The sequence below is a fragment of the Dokdonella sp. GW821-FHT11D02 genome, from assembly GCF_058808595.1.
The window spans coordinates 4,097,325-4,113,750 of the sequence record NZ_CM179520.1 but is presented as its reverse complement, the minus strand read 5'-3'; the positions used below and the strand labels follow the sequence as shown (position 1 = coordinate 4,113,750).

Annotated in this window: 13 protein-coding genes; 4 read left to right on the top strand and 9 right to left on the bottom strand. The window is 67.2% G+C overall.

Annotated elements, in window-relative coordinates; genetic code table 11:
* Positions 1-106: 106 nt before the first annotated feature.
* From AC3QL3_RS17495 to AC3QL3_RS17485, 3 genes are all read right to left on the bottom strand, one after another.
* Entirely contained in the window at positions 107-3,757 is a 3,651-nt protein-coding gene (locus tag AC3QL3_RS17495) for a response regulator (RefSeq protein ID WP_492895365.1), read from the bottom strand.
* A 329-nt stretch (positions 3,758-4,086) separates the two neighbouring features.
* Positions 4,087-4,746 (bottom strand): hypothetical protein, encoded by a 660-nt coding sequence (locus tag AC3QL3_RS17490; protein ID WP_492895364.1) that lies wholly within the window; start codon positions 4,744-4,746, stop codon positions 4,087-4,089.
* A 7-nt stretch (positions 4,747-4,753) separates the two neighbouring features.
* A complete protein-coding gene (locus AC3QL3_RS17485) occupies positions 4,754-6,382 on the bottom strand; it encodes an electron transfer flavoprotein-ubiquinone oxidoreductase (RefSeq protein ID WP_492895363.1) in 1,629 nt (542 codons plus the stop codon).
* Between the two features lie 160 nt (positions 6,383-6,542).
* Here AC3QL3_RS17485 and AC3QL3_RS17480 point away from each other — a divergent pair, with 160 nt between their 5' ends.
* The 4 genes from AC3QL3_RS17480 to AC3QL3_RS17465 all read left to right on the top strand — a co-directional run bounded on the left by AC3QL3_RS17480 (position 6,543) and on the right by AC3QL3_RS17465 (position 10,805).
* Complete coding sequence (locus AC3QL3_RS17480; RefSeq protein ID WP_492895362.1) at positions 6,543-7,955, top strand: amidase; 1,413 nt, start codon at positions 6,543-6,545, stop codon at positions 7,953-7,955.
* A gap of 332 nt (positions 7,956-8,287) precedes the next feature.
* Positions 8,288-9,571 carry a sulfotransferase family protein gene (locus tag AC3QL3_RS17475; protein WP_492895361.1) on the top strand — a complete coding sequence of 428 codons (1,284 nt, stop codon included), beginning with the start codon at positions 8,288-8,290 and terminating at the stop codon, positions 9,569-9,571.
* A gap of 85 nt (positions 9,572-9,656) precedes the next feature.
* Positions 9,657-10,271, top strand: coding sequence for an alpha-ketoglutarate-dependent dioxygenase AlkB family protein (locus tag AC3QL3_RS17470; RefSeq protein ID WP_492895360.1), 615 nt, complete (start codon positions 9,657-9,659; stop codon positions 10,269-10,271).
* A 78-nt stretch (positions 10,272-10,349) separates the two neighbouring features.
* A complete protein-coding gene (locus tag AC3QL3_RS17465) occupies positions 10,350-10,805 on the top strand; it encodes a GNAT family N-acetyltransferase (protein ID WP_492895359.1) in 456 nt (151 codons plus the stop codon).
* A 13-nt stretch (positions 10,806-10,818) separates the two neighbouring features.
* Here AC3QL3_RS17465 and mgtE read toward each other — a convergent pair whose 3' ends face one another.
* The 6 genes from mgtE to AC3QL3_RS17435 all read right to left on the bottom strand — a co-directional run bounded on the left by mgtE (position 10,819) and on the right by AC3QL3_RS17435 (position 16,395).
* On the bottom strand, positions 10,819-12,261 hold the full coding sequence (gene mgtE / locus AC3QL3_RS17460) for a magnesium transporter (protein WP_492895358.1): 1,443 nt from the start codon (positions 12,259-12,261) through the stop codon (positions 10,819-10,821).
* Positions 12,262-12,441: 180 nt separating this feature from the next.
* The gene (locus AC3QL3_RS17455; protein ID WP_492895357.1) at positions 12,442-13,077 is read right to left on the bottom strand and encodes an ABC-type transport auxiliary lipoprotein family protein; all 636 of its coding nucleotides are present in this window, start codon (positions 13,075-13,077) and stop codon (positions 12,442-12,444) included.
* Positions 13,074-14,018: an MlaD family protein gene (locus tag AC3QL3_RS17450; protein ID WP_492895356.1), complete on the bottom strand. Its 945-nt coding sequence runs from the start codon at positions 14,016-14,018 to the stop codon at positions 13,074-13,076. Before AC3QL3_RS17450 ends, AC3QL3_RS17455 begins: the two co-directional genes overlap by 4 nt.
* Before the next feature lie 3 nt (positions 14,019-14,021).
* Positions 14,022-14,501 carry a hypothetical protein gene (locus AC3QL3_RS17445; RefSeq protein WP_492895355.1) on the bottom strand — a complete coding sequence of 160 codons (480 nt, stop codon included), beginning with the start codon at positions 14,499-14,501 and terminating at the stop codon, positions 14,022-14,024.
* Positions 14,498-15,289: an ABC transporter ATP-binding protein gene (locus tag AC3QL3_RS17440; RefSeq protein WP_492895354.1), complete on the bottom strand. Its 792-nt coding sequence runs from the start codon at positions 15,287-15,289 to the stop codon at positions 14,498-14,500. Before AC3QL3_RS17440 ends, AC3QL3_RS17445 begins: the two co-directional genes overlap by 4 nt.
* Complete coding sequence (locus tag AC3QL3_RS17435; protein WP_492895353.1) at positions 15,286-16,395, bottom strand: ABC transporter permease; 1,110 nt, start codon at positions 16,393-16,395, stop codon at positions 15,286-15,288. The genes AC3QL3_RS17440 and AC3QL3_RS17435 overlap by 4 nt, the downstream gene beginning before the upstream one ends.
* Positions 16,396-16,426: the final 31 nt, after the last annotated feature.

Here is a 16,426-nt window from a genome sequence, read left to right as displayed (position 1 = left end):
CCGTCCCATTAGCGCAGTACGCGCGGCCTGCCGGCCCCGGTCGTCGCGCTTCGCCGCCGTTGCGACTGCAAAATCTCGTATTGCATCTTTACATTTTTCTCGACGCTCAGGCGTGCAGCCAGATGCGCATCATCGACAGCAGCTTGTCGATGTCGATCGGCTTGGCCAGATAGTCGCTGGCGCCGGCCTCCAGGCACTTGTCGCGGTCGCCGCTCATCGCCTTGGCGGTGACCGCGATGATCGGCAGCTTGGCGTAAGCCGGGCGCTTTCGGATCTCGCGCATCGTCTCGTAGCCGTCCATGCCGGGCATCATGATGTCCATCAGCACGATCTCGATCGACTTGTTCTCTTCGATCTGGCGCAGCGCCTTCTGGCCGTCCTGCGACATCACCACGCTGAGGCCCTTTTCGCGCAGGATCTTCGACAGCGCGAAGATGTTGCGCATGTCGTCGTCGACCACCAGCACGGTGCGCCCGGCCAGGCCGCTGTCGATGTCGCGCACCACGCGCGGCGCGGCATCCTTGCGCACGCTGTGCAGGAACAGGCTGACCTCGTCGAGCAGGCGCTCGAGCGAGCGCGTGCCCTTGATCACGATGCTGTCGGTGTACTGGCGCAGCTTGGCGCTTTCCTCGCGGCTGAGTTCGCGTCCGGAATGGATCACGATCGGCGGCAGTTCGGCGCTGCGCGCATTGAGGCGGTCGAGGAAATCGAAGCCGCTCATGCCGGGCAGGCCGAGGTCGAGTACGACCACGTCGAAGGAACTGGAGTCGAACAGCGGCAGCGCCTCCTCGGCGGTGCCCGCTTCGACGATCTCGACGGTGTCGGATTTGATCAGGCTGGCCACGGCGATGCGCGAGTCGGGATCGTCGTCGATCAGCAGCACCTTGCGCATCGGCCCGCTGGAGGACTGCAGCAAGCGTTCGAACGCGCCGAGCAGGGCGTCGCGCTCGACTGGTTTGGTCAAGAAGCCGACCGCGCCGAGCTGCTGCGCGCGCGCGGTGTCGTCGGCGGCGGAGATGAAGTGCACCGGAATGCGCCGCGTCGCCGGATCCTGCTTCAGCCGGCCGATCACGTCCCAGCCGTCGATGCCGGGCAGCATCACGTCGAGCAGGATGCCGGTCGGGCGATACTGGCGCGCCAAATAGAGGCCCGATTCGCCGTCGCCGGCGGCCAGCGCGCGATAACCCTTGCGCCGGATCATGTCGACCAGGGTGCGCGCGAACACCGGGTCGTCCTCGATCGCCAGGATCACGGTGTCGCCGCCGCGCAGCGAATCGCGGTCGTCGGGCACCCACGGCTTGGGCATCGAGCTGAGCGGAGCGAGCGGCGGTAGCGGCGCGCCGGCGCCGCCCGAGTCGGCCAGCGGCGGTTCGACCGTCTCCGCGGAGGCTTGGCCGCCGGCGCCGTTGCCGAGCAGTTCGGGCAGCACGACGGTGAAGCGGCTGCCTTCGTTGACCACGCTTTCGACCTCGATGCCGCCGCCGAGCAGTTCGCTCAGGCGCCGCGCGATCGCAAGGCCGAGGCCGCTGCCGCCGTATTTGCGGCTGGTGCTGGCATCCATCTGCTCGAAGGTGCCGAAGATGTGGTCGAGCTTGTCGGCGGGGATGCCGATGCCGGTGTCGCTGACCGTGATCGCGATCGAATTGTCCGGCGCCAGCCCGAAGCGACGCGCCAGCTCGGTCTTCGGCCGCGCGATGTCCACGCGCACCGAGCCTTGGCGAGTGAACTTGAATGCGTTGCCGACCAGGTTGTTGGCGATCTGCTCCAGCCGCGTGCCGTCGGTGTGCATCGAAGTCGGCAGGCCTTCGGCCAAGTTGACGTCGAAGTCGAGCGTCTTCTCGCCGGCGACGTGGCGGAAGCGGCGCAGCAAGGCCTGCACGAAATGTTGCAGCGGAAAATCCTCGGCGACCGCATGCATCTTGCCGGCCTCGATCTTGGACAGGTCGAGGATGTCGTTGATCAGGCGCAGCAGGTTCGAGCCCGACTCGTGGATCACGCGCGCCGACTCGACCTGTTCGTTGTCGAGATTGCCGCTGTCGTTGTCGGCCAGGTTGCGCGACAGAATCAACAGGCTGTTGAGCGGCGTGCGCAACTCGTGCGACATGTTGGCGAGAAAGTCGGACTTGTACTGGCTCGCGCGCGCCAGCTCCTGCGCCTTGTTTTCGGTTTCCTGCTGCAGGCCTTCCAGCACCTGCTTCTGCTCGTTCAGCGTATCGCTCTTCTGGCGCAGCTCCTCGTTGGAGGCCTGCAGCTCTTCGGCTTGTACGCGCAGCTCCTCTTCGGAAGAACGCAGGCGCTGCTGTTGTTCTTCCAGTTCGACCGTCTTCGCCTGCAGCTCTTCGTTGGTCGCCGCGAGTTCTTCCTGCTGCACGCGCAGCTCTTCTTCCGAGGTCTGCAGTTCCTGCGCTTGCTTTTGCGTGCGCAGCAGCAGCTCCTGCGTGCGCAGCGCGCGGTTGAGATTCTCCAGCGACAGCGCGGCGAACGGCATCAATTCGTCGAGCAGGTCCTGCTCGACCTTACCGAACGGCACGAAGCTGCCGAATTCGAGCACACCCAACAGATGGTCCTGCAGCAGCAGCGGCAGCGCGATCACGTTGCGCGGCGGCGCTTCGCCGGTGCCGGAATGGATGCGCACGTAGTCCTCGGGTACCTGCTGCAGCACGATCGGCTTACGCTCCAGCGCGACCTGGCCGACCAGGCCTTCGCCGAGCGTATAGCGCGTGCCCAGATGCTTGCGCTGCTTGAAGCCGTAGCTGCCGCGCAGGTCGAGTTGTTTCGCCTGGTCGTCGTAGCCGAAGAACACGGCGACGCCGGCCTTGATCCGCGGCGCGAGCTCGGCCGTCAGCGTGCGCGCGAATTCGTCCTGGTTCGGTGCCGATTGCAGCACGCCGGCGATCTCCGCCACGTTCGACTTGATCCAGCTCTGCTCGGCGGTCGCGATCGCGGTGCGCTTGAACACTTCGAGCGAGCGCGCGATCGCGCCGATCTCGTCGTTGCGCTGCTGGCCGCTCACTTCGATCGCATGGTCCTTGTCGGCCAGCCGCGTCATCAGCCCGGTCATGTGGCGGATCGGCTGGGTGATCAGGCGCGCCGACAGCACCAGCGCGGCGATGCCGACGAGCAGGCCGAGCAGGAACATGCCGATCACGATGTTGCGCGCCAGATTGACCGTTTCTTGCAGGGTCTGGTTGCGTTCTTCGAGCAGACGCCGCTCTTCCGCGGTCGCTTCGTCGAGCGTGTCGACGATCTCGCCCATCTGCGTGTGGGTCTCGGTCAGATAGCGCAGACCGATGTCGTAGGAGTGCTTGCCGAAATCGGCGTTGCCGACCAGTTGGTTGGCGGCGGCCACGGTCGGTTCCGCGGTCTGCTGCAGCCAGCGTTTGATCAGGTCGTCGATGTGACGCAGGCGTGCCTGTTGCGAGGCGTTGTCGACGGTGAGCGCCAGCGTCTTGTCGAGGTGCTTGTGGGTTTCGGCGACGTCGTCTTGATATTCGCTGGCGTGCTTGGCCTGGCCGGACATGGCGAGGTCGCGCACGTACAAGTCGACTTTCTGCAGCGAGCGCGTGGTACCGGCGATTTCCTCCATGACCTCGCGCGTGTGCTGGGTCCACTGGCGCGCGTCGGCCTGGATCGACAGCGAGACGAAGATGGCGGTGACGGCGACCAGGAAGGTCAGCAGGATCGCGGCGAACGCGAACAGCATCTTGGTCTGGATCGGCCGGTTGCTGAGCCAGCCGCTGGTTCGCTGATCGGTCATCGGGTTCTCTCGTTGATCGGGTACGTCACGTCGTTCTTGGTCGGCAGCTTGAGCCGATTTCGTATTGCCGTCATCCCCTCTGCAAAGAGCGGGCCTGCGACGGCTCGCGCGGAGGCGGCGGCACAGTATTCAAAAGGCGATGAAGATGACGTGCCGGAGTCCTGGCACGGACCCCCGATGTGCTGCCGCCCCCTTCGGCGGACGCCGCGAGATTACACGGCAGTCGCGACCGGAACGAAGGCCGCGGCGCATCCGGGCACGAGAAATTACAGATTTACAGATTTTGTTTGCTCGCTGCGGTTCGCCAGGAGCGGAACGGGTCTTGGAAGTCAGTCCATCGGCGCCGAGTGTCGTTTGACCGGCTTATCGAAGGCCAGCAGGGTTCGGACAAAGGCGACGAACGGCGCCTGGTCCGCTTGGGAAGCGCTCGGGTTGCGACGACGCCAAAAGTGGTAGCGACCGCTACGGCAGGTTTCGGCGATCCACTCGGAAGAGTCTCCCTCGCCATCCTCGATGGCCGGCGGCATCCGCGAAAACAGCAAACGTGCCGCCGCTGCACGGACCGCATCGATTTCTCGTTCGCCGAGGACAACTTGCGACGAAACCCGCCATCGAGAACCGCCCCCCTCCGAGCCGGTGCGGAAACGCCACGCCGTCGCTACCGCTGTACCGCCCGCAACATCCAGCTCCACCGAGGTGAAGCCCGATTCGAACAGGCCCGGATTCACGGCGACTCGATAGCGTTCCCGCTCGCGGCATCCGTCGGCGATGGCGTCGAGACCGTGCTCGAGATCGAACTTTGCATGCGCTTCCAATGCATCGCGCAGCTCGGGATCGGCGAAGTCGAGCGGCAGCGCATGCGGGTCCGGAGCCGGCTTCGGCATCGAGTCGAGGTGCGAGCGCGCGACCGTGAACGCGATGGCGCCGGTGAGTACGGCGAATACCGCGCCGGTGAGACCCGCGATCGCGCGCCAGCGCAGCCCGGTCACGGTGGTACTACAAGTTCTGGTAGTTCGGCCCGCTGCCGCCCTCCGGCGTGACCCAGTTGATGATCTGGTAGGGGTCCTTGATGTCGCAGGTCTTGCAGTGCACGCAGTTGGCGGCGTTGATCTGCAGGCGCTTGCCGGTCTCGGCGGTCTCGTCGGCGACGATCTCGTAGACGCCGGCCGGGCAGAAGCGCGTGCACGGATTCTGGTACTCCTGCGCGCAGCGAGTCACGCACACATTGGTGTCGGTGACGTGCAGGTGCACCGGCTGGTCTTCGTCGTGTTCGGTCGCGGCGAAGTAGACCGAGGCGAGGCGGTCGCGCGGTGCCAGCGTGCGCTCGACATAGCCGAGCTTGGCCTGGTCGGCGGCGACGGTGTCGCCGGGTGCGACCTTCTCCAGCTGCGAGAAGTCGGCGTGGTTCTTCAGCGTCCACGGCGAATGGCCCACGGTCAGCGTTTCCCAGCCGAAATTGGCGGTGCCGAGCCACAGGCCCTTGTGGAAGCCGGGCTTGATGTTCCTGACCTTGTACAGCTCCTTGCCGACCGCTGAGGCGCGCAGCTTGGCGTCCCAGCCATCGGGCTTGCCGATCTCGACCGCGTGTTCGGCGGCGAGCATGCCCGAGCGGATCGCTTGGTGCGTGCCCTTGATCTTGGGCATGTTGAGCAGGCCGGCGGTGTCGCCGATCAGAATCGCGCCGGGCATTTCGCAGCGCGGCAGCGATTGCCAGCCGCCGGCGGCGATCGCACGTGCGCCGGCGGAAACGATGCTGCCGCCTTCCAGCAGCGGCTTGATGTGAGCGTGGTTCTTCAGCTGCTGAAACGCCTCGAACGGCGACAGCAAGGCGTCCTGGTAGTCGAGCCCGGTGACGAAGCCGATCGCGATGCGGTCGCGGTCGAGGTGGTAGATGAAGCTGCCGCCGTAGGTGGCGTTGTCCATCGGCCAGCCGGCCGTGTGCATTACCTTGCCCGCCTCGCTGCGGCCGGCGGGCACCGACCACAATTCCTTGATACCGATGCCGTAGGTTTGCGGATCGCTGTCCGCATCGAGCGCGTACTTGGCGATCAGCTGCTTGGTCAGATGGCCGCGGCAGCCCTCCGCCAATACCGTCAGCGGCGCTTTGATGTCGATGCCCTGCGTGTAGCTCGGCTTGTGTGTACCGTCCTTCGCCACGCCCATATCCCCGATGCGCACGCCGCAAACGGCGCCGGCGTCGTCGAACAGGGGCTCGCTGGCGGCGAAGCCGGGATAGATCTCCACGCCGAGCGCTTCCGCCTGCGGCGCCAGCCAGGCGCACAGCGCGCCGAGCGAGACGATGAAGTTGCCGTGGTTGTGCATCTGCGGCGGCACGATCGGCGACTTGATCGCGCGATTGGCGTCGGGCAGGAACCAGAATTCGTCCCGCGTCACCGGCACGCAGATCGGCGGCGGATTCTTGCCCCATTCGGGCAGCAGCTCGTTCAGCGGCTGCGGCTCGATCACCGCGCCCGACAGGATCTGCGCGCCGACCGTCGAGGCTTTCTCGATCACGCAGACGCGGATGTCGGGCTTGAGTTGTTTGAGGCGGATCGCGAACGCGAGTCCGGCCGGGCCGGCGCCGACCGTGACGACGTCGTACTCCATGATGTCGCGCTCGCTCATCGCTGGCTCCGGCTGCTGGGGAAGGGAGCGATTGTCCGGAATCGCCGCCGGCGCGGCAAACCCGCCGCGTGTCGGTAAAACCTTCCGCACAGGATGCGCACTACGGCAGTTTCATCGCGGACAGGCATAATCGGCCCGACCCCGACGACACCGAGCCCGCATGACGTCAGCCGCCGAGCGTTCCCTTTCCGACCACGATCTGCGCGGCGCCACGGCGTTCCAGCTGCTGCACTGGCTCGCCGCCGGCCGCATCGACAGCGCCGGCCTGACCGCCACGTATCGCGGCGCGATCGAGCGCGAAAATCCGCGCCTCAACGCTTATCTCGCGCTGGCCGATGGCGCGGCGGCCGAAGCCGCTGCCAGCGACGCGCGCCGGCGCGAGGGACGCACGATCGGACGCTTGGACGGGCTGCCGGTCGCGATCAAGGACAACTTCGACGTCGCCGGCTTGCCGACCACGGTCGGCCTGCCGGGCCGGCGCGCCTTCGTCGCCGCGCGCGACGCCGCCGCGGTCGCGCGCCTGCGCGCCGCCGGTGCGGTGATCTTGGGCAAGACCAATCTCGACGAAGGCGCGCTCGGCACCGCGACGATCAATCCGCATTACGGCGCGACCCACAATCCGTTGCGCGAGGGCTACGTCGCCGGCGGGTCCTCCGGCGGTTCCGCCGCAGCGGTCGCGGCCGGCCTGGCCGCATTCGCGCTCGGCAGCGACACGCTCGGTTCGGTGCGCATTCCGGCCAGCCATTGCGGCCTGTACGGACTCAAGCCGACCTTCGGCGAAATCTCCACGCGTGGCCTGGTGCGCGGCGCGCGCCGCCTCGACTGCGTCGGCATCCTGGCGCGCTCGGTGCCCGATCTCGCCGTCGTGCTGCAGGTGCTCGACGCGTTCGATCCGGCCGACCCGCGTTCGCGCAAGCGCCGCGTGCCGCTGGCGACGCCGGACTGGGAGCCCGAGCGCCTGCGCAGCGGTGTTCTAGCCGATCTTGGCGCGCTCGGCGTCGACGCCGATGTCGCGGCCGTATTCGAGCGTGCGGTGAGCACGCTCGACGGCAGCCTCGGCGAGACCAGCCGCGTCGACTTCTCCGACTACGACTTCGCGCGCATGCGCCGCGCCGCCTTGCTGGTGATGGAAGCGGAACTCGGCGTCGAACTGATCGGCGATGCGGCCGACGCGCGCGCGCCGCTGTCGCCGCGCCTGCGTTCGATGCTCGACTACGCGCGCGGCAAGTCCGCGATCGACTACGCCGCCGCCGATCGCGTGCTCGACGAAGCGGTGCTGAAAGCGCGGCGCCTGTTCGCCGAGATCGACGTGCTGGTGCTGCCGACGGTGCCGCACGGGCCGTATCCGATCGCGGAGGGCGAGCGCGCCAACGACGCGGACCTGACCAGCTTCGCCAGCCTCGCCGGTTGCCCGGCCGTCAGTCTGCCGATGGGCCGCTTGCCCGACGGTCTGCCGGTCGGTCTGCAGTTGGTCGGCGCGCCGGGCTCGGATTTGCGTCTGCTCGAACTCGCCGAGATTTGCGCGGCGACGCTGGATGCGACGCCGGACTACGCGGCCGTGGCGCGCGCGTAGCGGACCGCTGCGGCGCGCGATATTCGTTGCATCTCGCAGATCGCGTGCGCTCGCCGTTCGGCGAGTGCGTGCGAATTGCTGCGCATGCTGCGCGCGCCGCGATGGTCGGTGCGCGCGTGTCCTTGCGGTCTCGGACCTGCGGCGTCACGCGGTCCTTTACATCCCTTAGGGTTCCCAAGCCGCTCGATATGGCTATGATGTGACAGGAGCGGGGCGACTGGGGGCAGTCTGGCATTGGCAGCGTTTCGCGCTGCGTTCGATTCCTTCGTTTCTCCCTGACCGTATTTCCGCGCGACGTCCGTCCGCCTAGGAGTGTGTTTTTCCGGCACGCGATGAATCTTGCCGACAGCCAACCGCCGAGCCCGACGCCAGCGCCCGTTTTCGTGGTCGGCTCACCGCGTTCCGGTACCAGCATTCTGACCTGGTGCCTGGGGCAGCACTCCGACCTGCTGCCGCTGGAGGAGTCGTCGTGGATGGGCGACTTCGCCGCCGACGCCGGGGCGCGCTATCAACTCGGCTGCAGTCGCGGCGATCGCTCGCAGTTCAGCGCGCTGGGCGTGACTCAAGACGCTTTTCTCGCCGAGATCGGGCACGCCATCGACCGCGTGATTCTCAATCACGCGACTGCACTCCAGTTCGATCGCAATCCGGCCAGCACCGGCGCCAATGCAGCCTTTCGCCTGCGCCGCTCGCTCGACGATCCGAAGTCGCGCTGGGTCGACGGCACGCCGGAATACTCGATGCACATCTGCGCTTTGCACGCGATGTTCCCGGCGGCGAAATTCGTGCACATCGTGCGCGACTGCGACGAGGTCGTCGCTTCGATGCTGAATTTCCATCGCATCGCCGGACACGAACTGGTGGCCGGACCCGACCAGGCCTACGCCTATTGGTACAAGGCGGTCAGCGCGTGCCTGCTCGCCGAAGAGGCGCTCGGTAAGGACGTGGTGCATCGTCTGCGCTACGCCGATCTGATCGCGCATCCGCAGGAAGTGCTGACTCGCATCCTCGCTTTCTTGGGCGAGTCGTTCGAGCCTTCCTGCATGGAACCTTTGGCCCGGCGCATCAATAGCTCCGCGGTGCCGAAGGATTTCCGCATCGATCGCGACCAGGTCGACGGCGAGCTGCTGCAACGCGCCACCTCGCTCAACCGCAGCTTGCAGCATCCGTTGCCGCCGATTGAGCCGTCGTCGCAGGCCTTGCAGCAATTTGAGGCATCGTTCGAAAGCCGCATCCGCTCGACCATCGATCAGACCAAAGAGCGCCGCGCGACCAACGGTCTGGTCGAACGCATGCGGCGCGAGCTGGAGGAGCGCTCGAAGTGGGCGAATACGCTCCGCTCGCAGACCGCCGAGCAGGACCTGCGCATCGTGCGGCTGCATCGGCACGTGCGGACCTTGTTCGCCTTCCTCGCGATCAATCTTTCGATCGCGGTGGCGGTGTTCTTCGAAATCGTGAAGATGGATTCGCGCGGTGCCGCCGGCTGGATCACCGTTGCGGTCGTCGGCATGGGAGTGGGATTGTGGGTCTGCCGAAAAGGCCTGATCCGAATCGCTTCCCGCCTCGCCTCTTCTTTCTCCAATCGCTCCGGCTACAGCCAGGAACAGCAACGCTAGCCGCGCTGTGGCGTCTTCTGTGCGCACGCAAGACGAATGCGCGGGGAATGCTTCGTGTACGCGCGGAATCGAAAAGCTCGATTCAATGTCCGCTCCCGCGTTCGAACTTCGTTCCGTCGCGCTGCCAGGCGCGGATCTCCGCTACGACGAATGCGCGTGGCCGCTGGCGCAGGCGGATGTCTTGTTCGCCGCCCTGCGCGCGGAGATTCCGTGGCAAGTGCATCGCTTGCGCCTATTCGGCCGTGAAGTCGAGGCGCCGCGCCGCTCGTGCTGGATCGGCGACGCCGACGCGGTCTACGTCTATTCGCGCATGCGCTTCGAGCCGTTGCCGTGGACGCCGACGATCGCGCGCTTGCGTGACGAGCTGAGCGCGCGACTGGGGCTGCGCTTCAACAGCGTGATGGCCAACCTTTACCGCGACGGCCGCGACTCGATGGGCTGGCACAGCGACGACGAGCCCGAGCTCGGTACCGAGCCTGCGATCGCCTCGCTCAGCTTCGGTGCCGTGCGCACGTTTCGTCTGCGCTCGCGCGCTACGCGCGAGATCGCCTGGTCGACCGAGCTCGCACACGGCAGCCTGCTGCTGATGGCCGGCGCGACGCAGCGCTGCTATCAGCACGCGTTGCCGCCGCGCGCGCGAATCGCCGCACCGCGCATCAATCTGACGTTTAGGTACATCGAGCCAGCTCGACGCCCCTGAGATGGGCGTCGCCGCGCTTGGTGTCACCCAAGCGGATCGCTTACCGTGCCTGGCCTGGACGCGCAGACGGATGGCGACATGAGCATCGAGGTTTCCCTGCACTTGGCCCCGTTCGATCCGAGCTTCGTCGCGGCGCTCGCGCACTTGAACGAAGCGGTGTTCGGCACGCCGAAAGCGGATCTGGCCTGGCGCCTTGAGCGCATGCCGGCGGCGAGCGTCGCCTGCGCCAGCGCGGACGGACGGCTGGTCGGTTTCAAGGCCGGTTACGCCGTAGGTGCTACGCGCTACTACAGCTGGCTCGGCGGCGTGCACGCGGAGTTTCGCCGTGGCGGCATCGCATCGGCCTTGATGCGGCAGCAGCACGCCTGGTTGCTCGAGCAAGGCTTCGGCAGCGTCGAGACCGCCACCAATCACGACAACGCGTCGATGATCCAGGCCAATCTGAAGCATGGCTTCGTGATCTGCGGACTGCGCCACAAGCCACCGCGCGTGCAGGTGCTGTTGCAGCGGAACCTGCTCGCCGCCGAGCCGTGACTCGCAGCGACGCTCAGATCAGGAACACCGTCGCCAATCCGAGAAAGATGAAAAACCCGCCGCTGTCGGTCAGCGCCGTGATCATCACGCTCGAACCCATCGCCGGATCGCGGCCGAAGCGCAGCAGCGTCATCGGAATCAGCACGCCCATCAGCGCGGCGAGCAGCAGGTTGAGCGTCATCGCGGTGGTCATGACGAGGCTGAGCGCGACGTTGCGGTACAACAGCCAAGCAACGAAGCCGATCACGCCGCCCCAGACCAGGCCATTGGCGAGCGCGACGCCGAGTTCCTTGCGCAGCAGGCGCTTGGCGCTGTCGCGCTGGATCTGATTCAGCGCCAGCGCGCGCACGATCATCGTGATGGTCTGGTTGCCGGAATTGCCGCCGATGCCGGCGACGATCGGCATCAAGGTCGCCAGCGCGACCAGCTTCTGGATCGAGTCCTCGAACACGCCGATCACGCGCGAGGCGATGAAGGCGGTGACCAGATTGATCGCCAACCACGCCCAGCGGTTGCGCAGCGATTTCCACACCGAGGCGAAGATGTCCTCTTCCTCGCGCAGACCGAAGCGTTCGCGCACTTCGGCGTCGCTTTCCTCGCGGATCACGTCGACTACGGCGTCGATGGTCAGGCGGCCGATCAGCTTGCCGTTGGCGTCGACCACGGGCGCGGTGACCAGGTCGTAGCGCTCGAAGGCTTGCGCGGTTTCGGTGACGTCGTCTTCCGGGTGGAAGGTGTTGGCGTCCTTCGCCATCACCACGCTGACGCGCTTGGCCGGATCGTTCACCAGCAGCCAGCGGATCGGCAGCACGCCGGTCAGTACGGTGTCGCCGTTGACCACGAACAGTTTGTCGGTGTGGTCGGGCAGCTCTTTCAGCCGGCGCAGGTAGCGCAGCACGGTTTCGAGGCTGACGTCCTCGCGGATCGTCACCATGTCGAAATCCATGATCGCGCCGACCTGGTCGTCCTCCCACGACATCGCCGCCTGCACGCGTCCGCGCTGCTCGGCGTTGAGCCGGTGCATCAGCTCGGCCAGCACGTCCTCGGGCAGATCCTCGGCGAGATCGGCGATCTCCTCCGCGTCGAGCTGCTCGGCGGCGGCCAGGAGCTCGGGGCGGTCCATGTCCGCGAGCAGCGATTCGCGTACCGCGTCGGAGACTTCGAGCAGGATCTCGCCGTCGCGGTCGGCCTTGACCAGGTTCCAGACTTCGAGGCGCTCCTGCGGCGGCAGCGCTTCGAGGATGTAGGCGATGTCGGCCGGATGCAGGCCGTCGATCTCGCGCTGCAGCTCGGCGACGTGCTGCCGGTGCACCAGGTTTTCGACCAGGTCGCGATGCTCGCCGTGCTCGCGATGCGCCAGACTCTCGACCAGCCGTTGCCGCCGCAGCAGCTCGTGCACGCGCGCGAGCTGGGCCTGCAGGAGACTGTGCGGCGTGCTGGCTTCTGCTTCGGTCATGGGCTGCCGGGACACGGTGCTGGCGAATGTCGCGCGGCGCCTCCGCGGGCGCCGGCGGGCGCTACGCGAAAGGGGCCGGCTGCGTTCGGGGGCGGAGGTCGGTCGTTGCCGATCCGCGCAGTGCGCAGGCGCTGCGGCGGAACGACGGCGTATTGTCGCCGCGATCGGCCCGGCGAGGAACTACTTGCGCGCGACCTTCGCGTGCGCCGCGCTGCCCTCGCGCAGGGTCCAGTCGACCAGCTCGGAGACGCTCTGGCTGGCGCTGTTCTGGAATGCGGTGAAGGCGGCGGCCGGATCGTTGGCCGCGAACGGGATGGCGGCGGAAAAACCCTGCGCGGCGAGCACGCGGTTGGTGCTGTAGTCGAGCAGCCGCGCATGGAAGCCGATCGTCGCGTACGGCGTGCCGTCGCGGAACTCGGCCTGGAAGTCGTGCAGGTCGAGCACCAGCGAGTAGTCCGCGCGCAGGCCGACCGCGGCGCTGCCCACGCCCATGATGCGGCCCGACTGCTCGAAACCCTGCACCACGATGTGGCGCAGCAAGGTCGGTGCCGGATCGCTCCAGCGTGCGCCCGGGTAGACCTCGATCACGCCGTGGCTCGGCATGACCACGATGCGTGAGGTGTTCAGCGCCTCGCTCGCCAGCGGCGTCTCGATGGCGAGCTGCCAGTCGACGCTGGCGCCGGCGGCGGCCGGCTTGGGCGCTTGGTAGCTCGGCGAGTAGATCGTGAAAGGCTGACTCTGCACGCCCAGCAGCGAAGAGCAGCCGCCGAGCGGGACGAGCGCGAGCAACAGAGTGGCGAGGCGGTAGGTCCTCATTGCGGCTTGTACTCCTTGGGCCGGTCGCGGCCCAGCAGCAGGCTGTCGGACGCGCTGAGCTTGTCGCTGATTTGTTTGAGCGAGCGCAAAGTTTCGCGCAGTTCGGCCACGGTCGGGCCGACCTGGCGCAGACCTTGGTTGGCGAACCGGTCGATCGCACCGCGGTTGTCTTCGAGCAGCGCGGTGATCGCCGCGGTCGCCTTGTCCGCCGACACCAGCGCGCGCTGGGTCGATTCCAGCACGGCGCGCGCGTTCTGCTGCAGCAGCGCGTTGGTATTGCTGGCGGTGCTGTTGATCGTGGTCAGGGTGCGCTTGAGTTCGCCGCTGGCCTCCGACAACTGCTTGACCGCGGTGGCGATGTCGCCGCGCTGCCCGGCCACGGCGGTGCTGAGTGCGTCGATGTTGTCGAGCGTGGTGGTCACGTGGCCGATGTTCTCGTCGGACAACACCCGGTTCACGCGCAGCAGCACGTCGTTGATGCTGGTGACGACGTCGGAGCCGGAGGCGAGCAGCTTGGACAAGGCCGATTCCTCCGACGGGATCACCGGCAGCGGATTCGCCTCGGTCGGCAGCAGCGGCGGGCTTTCCGGCGCGCCGCCGGAGAGCTGGATGAAGGCGAGCCCGGTCACGCCCTGCAGGCCGAGCTTGGCGCGCGTGTCCTGGCGTACCGGCGCGCTGGCGTCGAGGCGCACGCGCGCCATCACCTTGCGCGGATCGTCCGGCGCCAGCCGCAGCGCCGAGACTTCGCCGACCTTGATGCCGTTGTATTGCACCAGACCGCCGACCGAGAGGCCGGTGACGGCTTCGGTGAAGACGATCTGGTAGTCGTTGAACTTCTGGTCGACGCTGGACTTGGACATCCACAGCACGAAGCCGAGCGCGAGCAGGAATACGCCGATGGTGAAGGCGCCGATGAGCACGTGGTGAGCGCGGGTTTCCATGCATCAAGCTCCGTCAGCGGCGGGTTGGTTTGCGGGCGGCGGGCTGATCCGCGTCGGATCGGTGCAGCCGAAAGAATGACCGCCGTAACCCTGTAGATCCGGATTCCGACAGCGCCAGACTTCCAGCCGAGGTTGTATCAGCGGCATGCGCGATCGGCCGTACACGTCCGAGTCGTAGGTGATGAGGTAGGCGCTGCCGTCGGCGGCGACAGCCAGGCCCGACCACAGCGCCGAATCGGCTCCCTGATCCTGCTTGGCGAACCAGAATGCGCGCCGTTGCGCCAGCGCGCGTTCCGCGCAAGCGATCCCCTCTGTACGGTCTGCGCGCTGTGGCACCGCCCCGCAGACTTCGGCCGCCGCGCCGGCGCGCTCGCTCAACGCCTGCCGGAATTCGATCGGCAGCGTCGCCTCCTGCGCAGCGGCGGCGCCGCCGACGAGTAGACCGAGCACGCTTCCGAGCCGAGCCATCGTGTGCGCGCTCATGCGTGCGCCCTCTCGCTCGCGCTTTGCGCCGCGCGTCCGCGCGGCCCTTGGAAATAGTCCTGCACCCACGGATCGTCGTAGCGCTCGACCTTGTCCAGCGCGTCGGCGATCAGCACGCGTTTTTGCGAGAGCACCGCAACGCGATCGCAGATCGTGTACAGCGTGTCGAGATCGTGGGTGATCAGGAACACGGTCAGGCCGAGGCTTTCGCGCAAGGTCAGGATCAGCTGGTCGAACGCGGCCGCGCCGATCGGATCGAGACCGGCGGTCGGCTCGTCGAGGAACAGGATGTCCGGATCGAGCGCGATCGAGCGCGCCAGCGCGGCGCGCTTGACCATGCCGCCCGACAACTCGGCCGGATACTTGGCACCGGCGTTTTCCGGCAGGCCGGCCAGCGCGATCTTCAGTGCGGCGAAGCGTTCCATCATCGCCTGCGGCAGGCGATAGTGCTCGCGCATCGGCACCATCGTGTTCTCCGCTACCGTGAGCGAGGAGAACAGCGCGCCGTTCTGGAACAGCACGCCACAGCGGCGCTCGACCTCGTTGCGCCGCGCCTGGCTGGCGCTGGTCATTTCGGTACCGAGCAAGGTGACGCGCCCGGCGGCCGGACGGTTCAAGCCGATGATCGAACGCAGCAGCACCGACTTGCCGCTGCCCGAACCGCCGACCACACCGACGATCTCGCCGCGGCGGATGTCGAGATCGAGGTTGTCGTGCACCACCTGCGCGCCGAACTGGTTGCGCAGGCCGCGCACTTCGATCACGGTTTCCGTAGCCGCCGCGCTCATACGCCGACCTCCATGAAGAAGATCGCGGCGACCGCATCGACCAGGATCGCGACGAAGATCGCCTGCACCACGCTCGAGGTCGTGTGCGAGCCGACCGACTCGGCGCTGCCGGACACCTTGAAGCCTTCCAGGCAGCCGATCGAGGCGATCAGGAACGCGAACACCGGCGCCTTGCTCATGCCGACCCAGAAGTGCTTGGTCGCGCCCAGTTCCTGCAGGCGCGCGACGAACAGAGTCGGCGAGATGTCCATGGTGAACGCCGCCACCATGCCGCCGCCGACGATGCCGGCCAACATCGCCAGCACGGTCAAGAGCGGCATCGCGATCAGCAGCGCGAGCAGGCGCGGCAGCACCAGCACCTCGACCGGATCGAGGCCGAGGGTGCGGATCGCATCGATTTCCTCGCGCGATTTCATCGAGCCGATCTGCGCCGTGAACGCACTGCCGGAGCGGCCGGCGATCAGGATCGCGGTCAACAGCACGCCGAACTCGCGCAGGAACGAATAGCCGATCAACTCGACCGTGTAGATCGTCGCGCCGAAGTCCTTCAACACCGTGGCGCCGAGAAAGGCGACCACCGCGCCGACCAGGAAATTCAAAAGCACCACGATCGGCACCGCGTCGAGACCGGTCTGCTCGAGATGAAACGCGAGCGAGGTCGGCCGCCAGCGGCGCGGATTGGGTAGGCAGCGCAGCAGGGTGACCAGAGTCAGGCCGATGAAGCCCAGCAGTTGGTAGGCGTTGCTGGTGACCTGTTCGGCGGCGGCGCCGGTGCGCGCGAACAAGGCGAGCACGCCGCCGCGGCTCTTGGACGGTTTGGCCGGCGGCGCGGCGACCTTGGCCACCGCATCGAGCAGGGCGCGGCGTTTGTCGTCGAGGCCGCGCACCTCACCGCCGCCGGCGAGATTGAGCAAGATCTCGGCGCCGGCGGTATCGATGCGGCCGATGCCGCTGGCGTCCACGCGCAGGGCGGCGCCGCTGCGCTTGCGCAAGCCGGCGACCAGGCCGGCCAGTGCCGGCGCGCCGGCCAAGGTCCAATCGCCGGCGGCGGCGATGAACTCGCCCTCCGCGTTGCGCTGGAGCGTGGCCGTGGCGGTGGTCGTCATCGCGCAAGGCTAGCAGGGCGCGATGCGCGCC

Coding starts and splice junctions, on each gene's coding strand:
- AC3QL3_RS17495 (WP_492895365.1), bottom strand. CDS start 3,757: ATGACCGATCAGCGAACCAGCGGCTGGCTCAGCAACCGGCCGATCCAG.
- AC3QL3_RS17485 (WP_492895363.1), bottom strand. CDS start 6,382: ATGAGCGAGCGCGACATCATGGAGTACGACGTCGTCACGGTCGGCGCC.
- AC3QL3_RS17480 (WP_492895362.1), top strand. CDS start 6,543: ATGACGTCAGCCGCCGAGCGTTCCCTTTCCGACCACGATCTGCGCGGC.
- AC3QL3_RS17475 (WP_492895361.1), top strand. CDS start 8,288: ATGAATCTTGCCGACAGCCAACCGCCGAGCCCGACGCCAGCGCCCGTT.
- AC3QL3_RS17470 (WP_492895360.1), top strand. CDS start 9,657: ATGTCCGCTCCCGCGTTCGAACTTCGTTCCGTCGCGCTGCCAGGCGCG.
- AC3QL3_RS17465 (WP_492895359.1), top strand. CDS start 10,350: ATGAGCATCGAGGTTTCCCTGCACTTGGCCCCGTTCGATCCGAGCTTC.
- mgtE (WP_492895358.1), bottom strand. CDS start 12,261: ATGACCGAAGCAGAAGCCAGCACGCCGCACAGTCTCCTGCAGGCCCAG.
- AC3QL3_RS17455 (WP_492895357.1), bottom strand. CDS start 13,077: ATGAGGACCTACCGCCTCGCCACTCTGTTGCTCGCGCTCGTCCCGCTC.
- AC3QL3_RS17450 (WP_492895356.1), bottom strand. CDS start 14,018: ATGGAAACCCGCGCTCACCACGTGCTCATCGGCGCCTTCACCATCGGC.
- AC3QL3_RS17445 (WP_492895355.1), bottom strand. CDS start 14,501: ATGAGCGCGCACACGATGGCTCGGCTCGGAAGCGTGCTCGGTCTACTC.
- AC3QL3_RS17440 (WP_492895354.1), bottom strand. CDS start 15,289: ATGAGCGCGGCGGCTACGGAAACCGTGATCGAAGTGCGCGGCCTGCGC.
- AC3QL3_RS17435 (WP_492895353.1), bottom strand. CDS start 16,395: ATGACGACCACCGCCACGGCCACGCTCCAGCGCAACGCGGAGGGCGAG.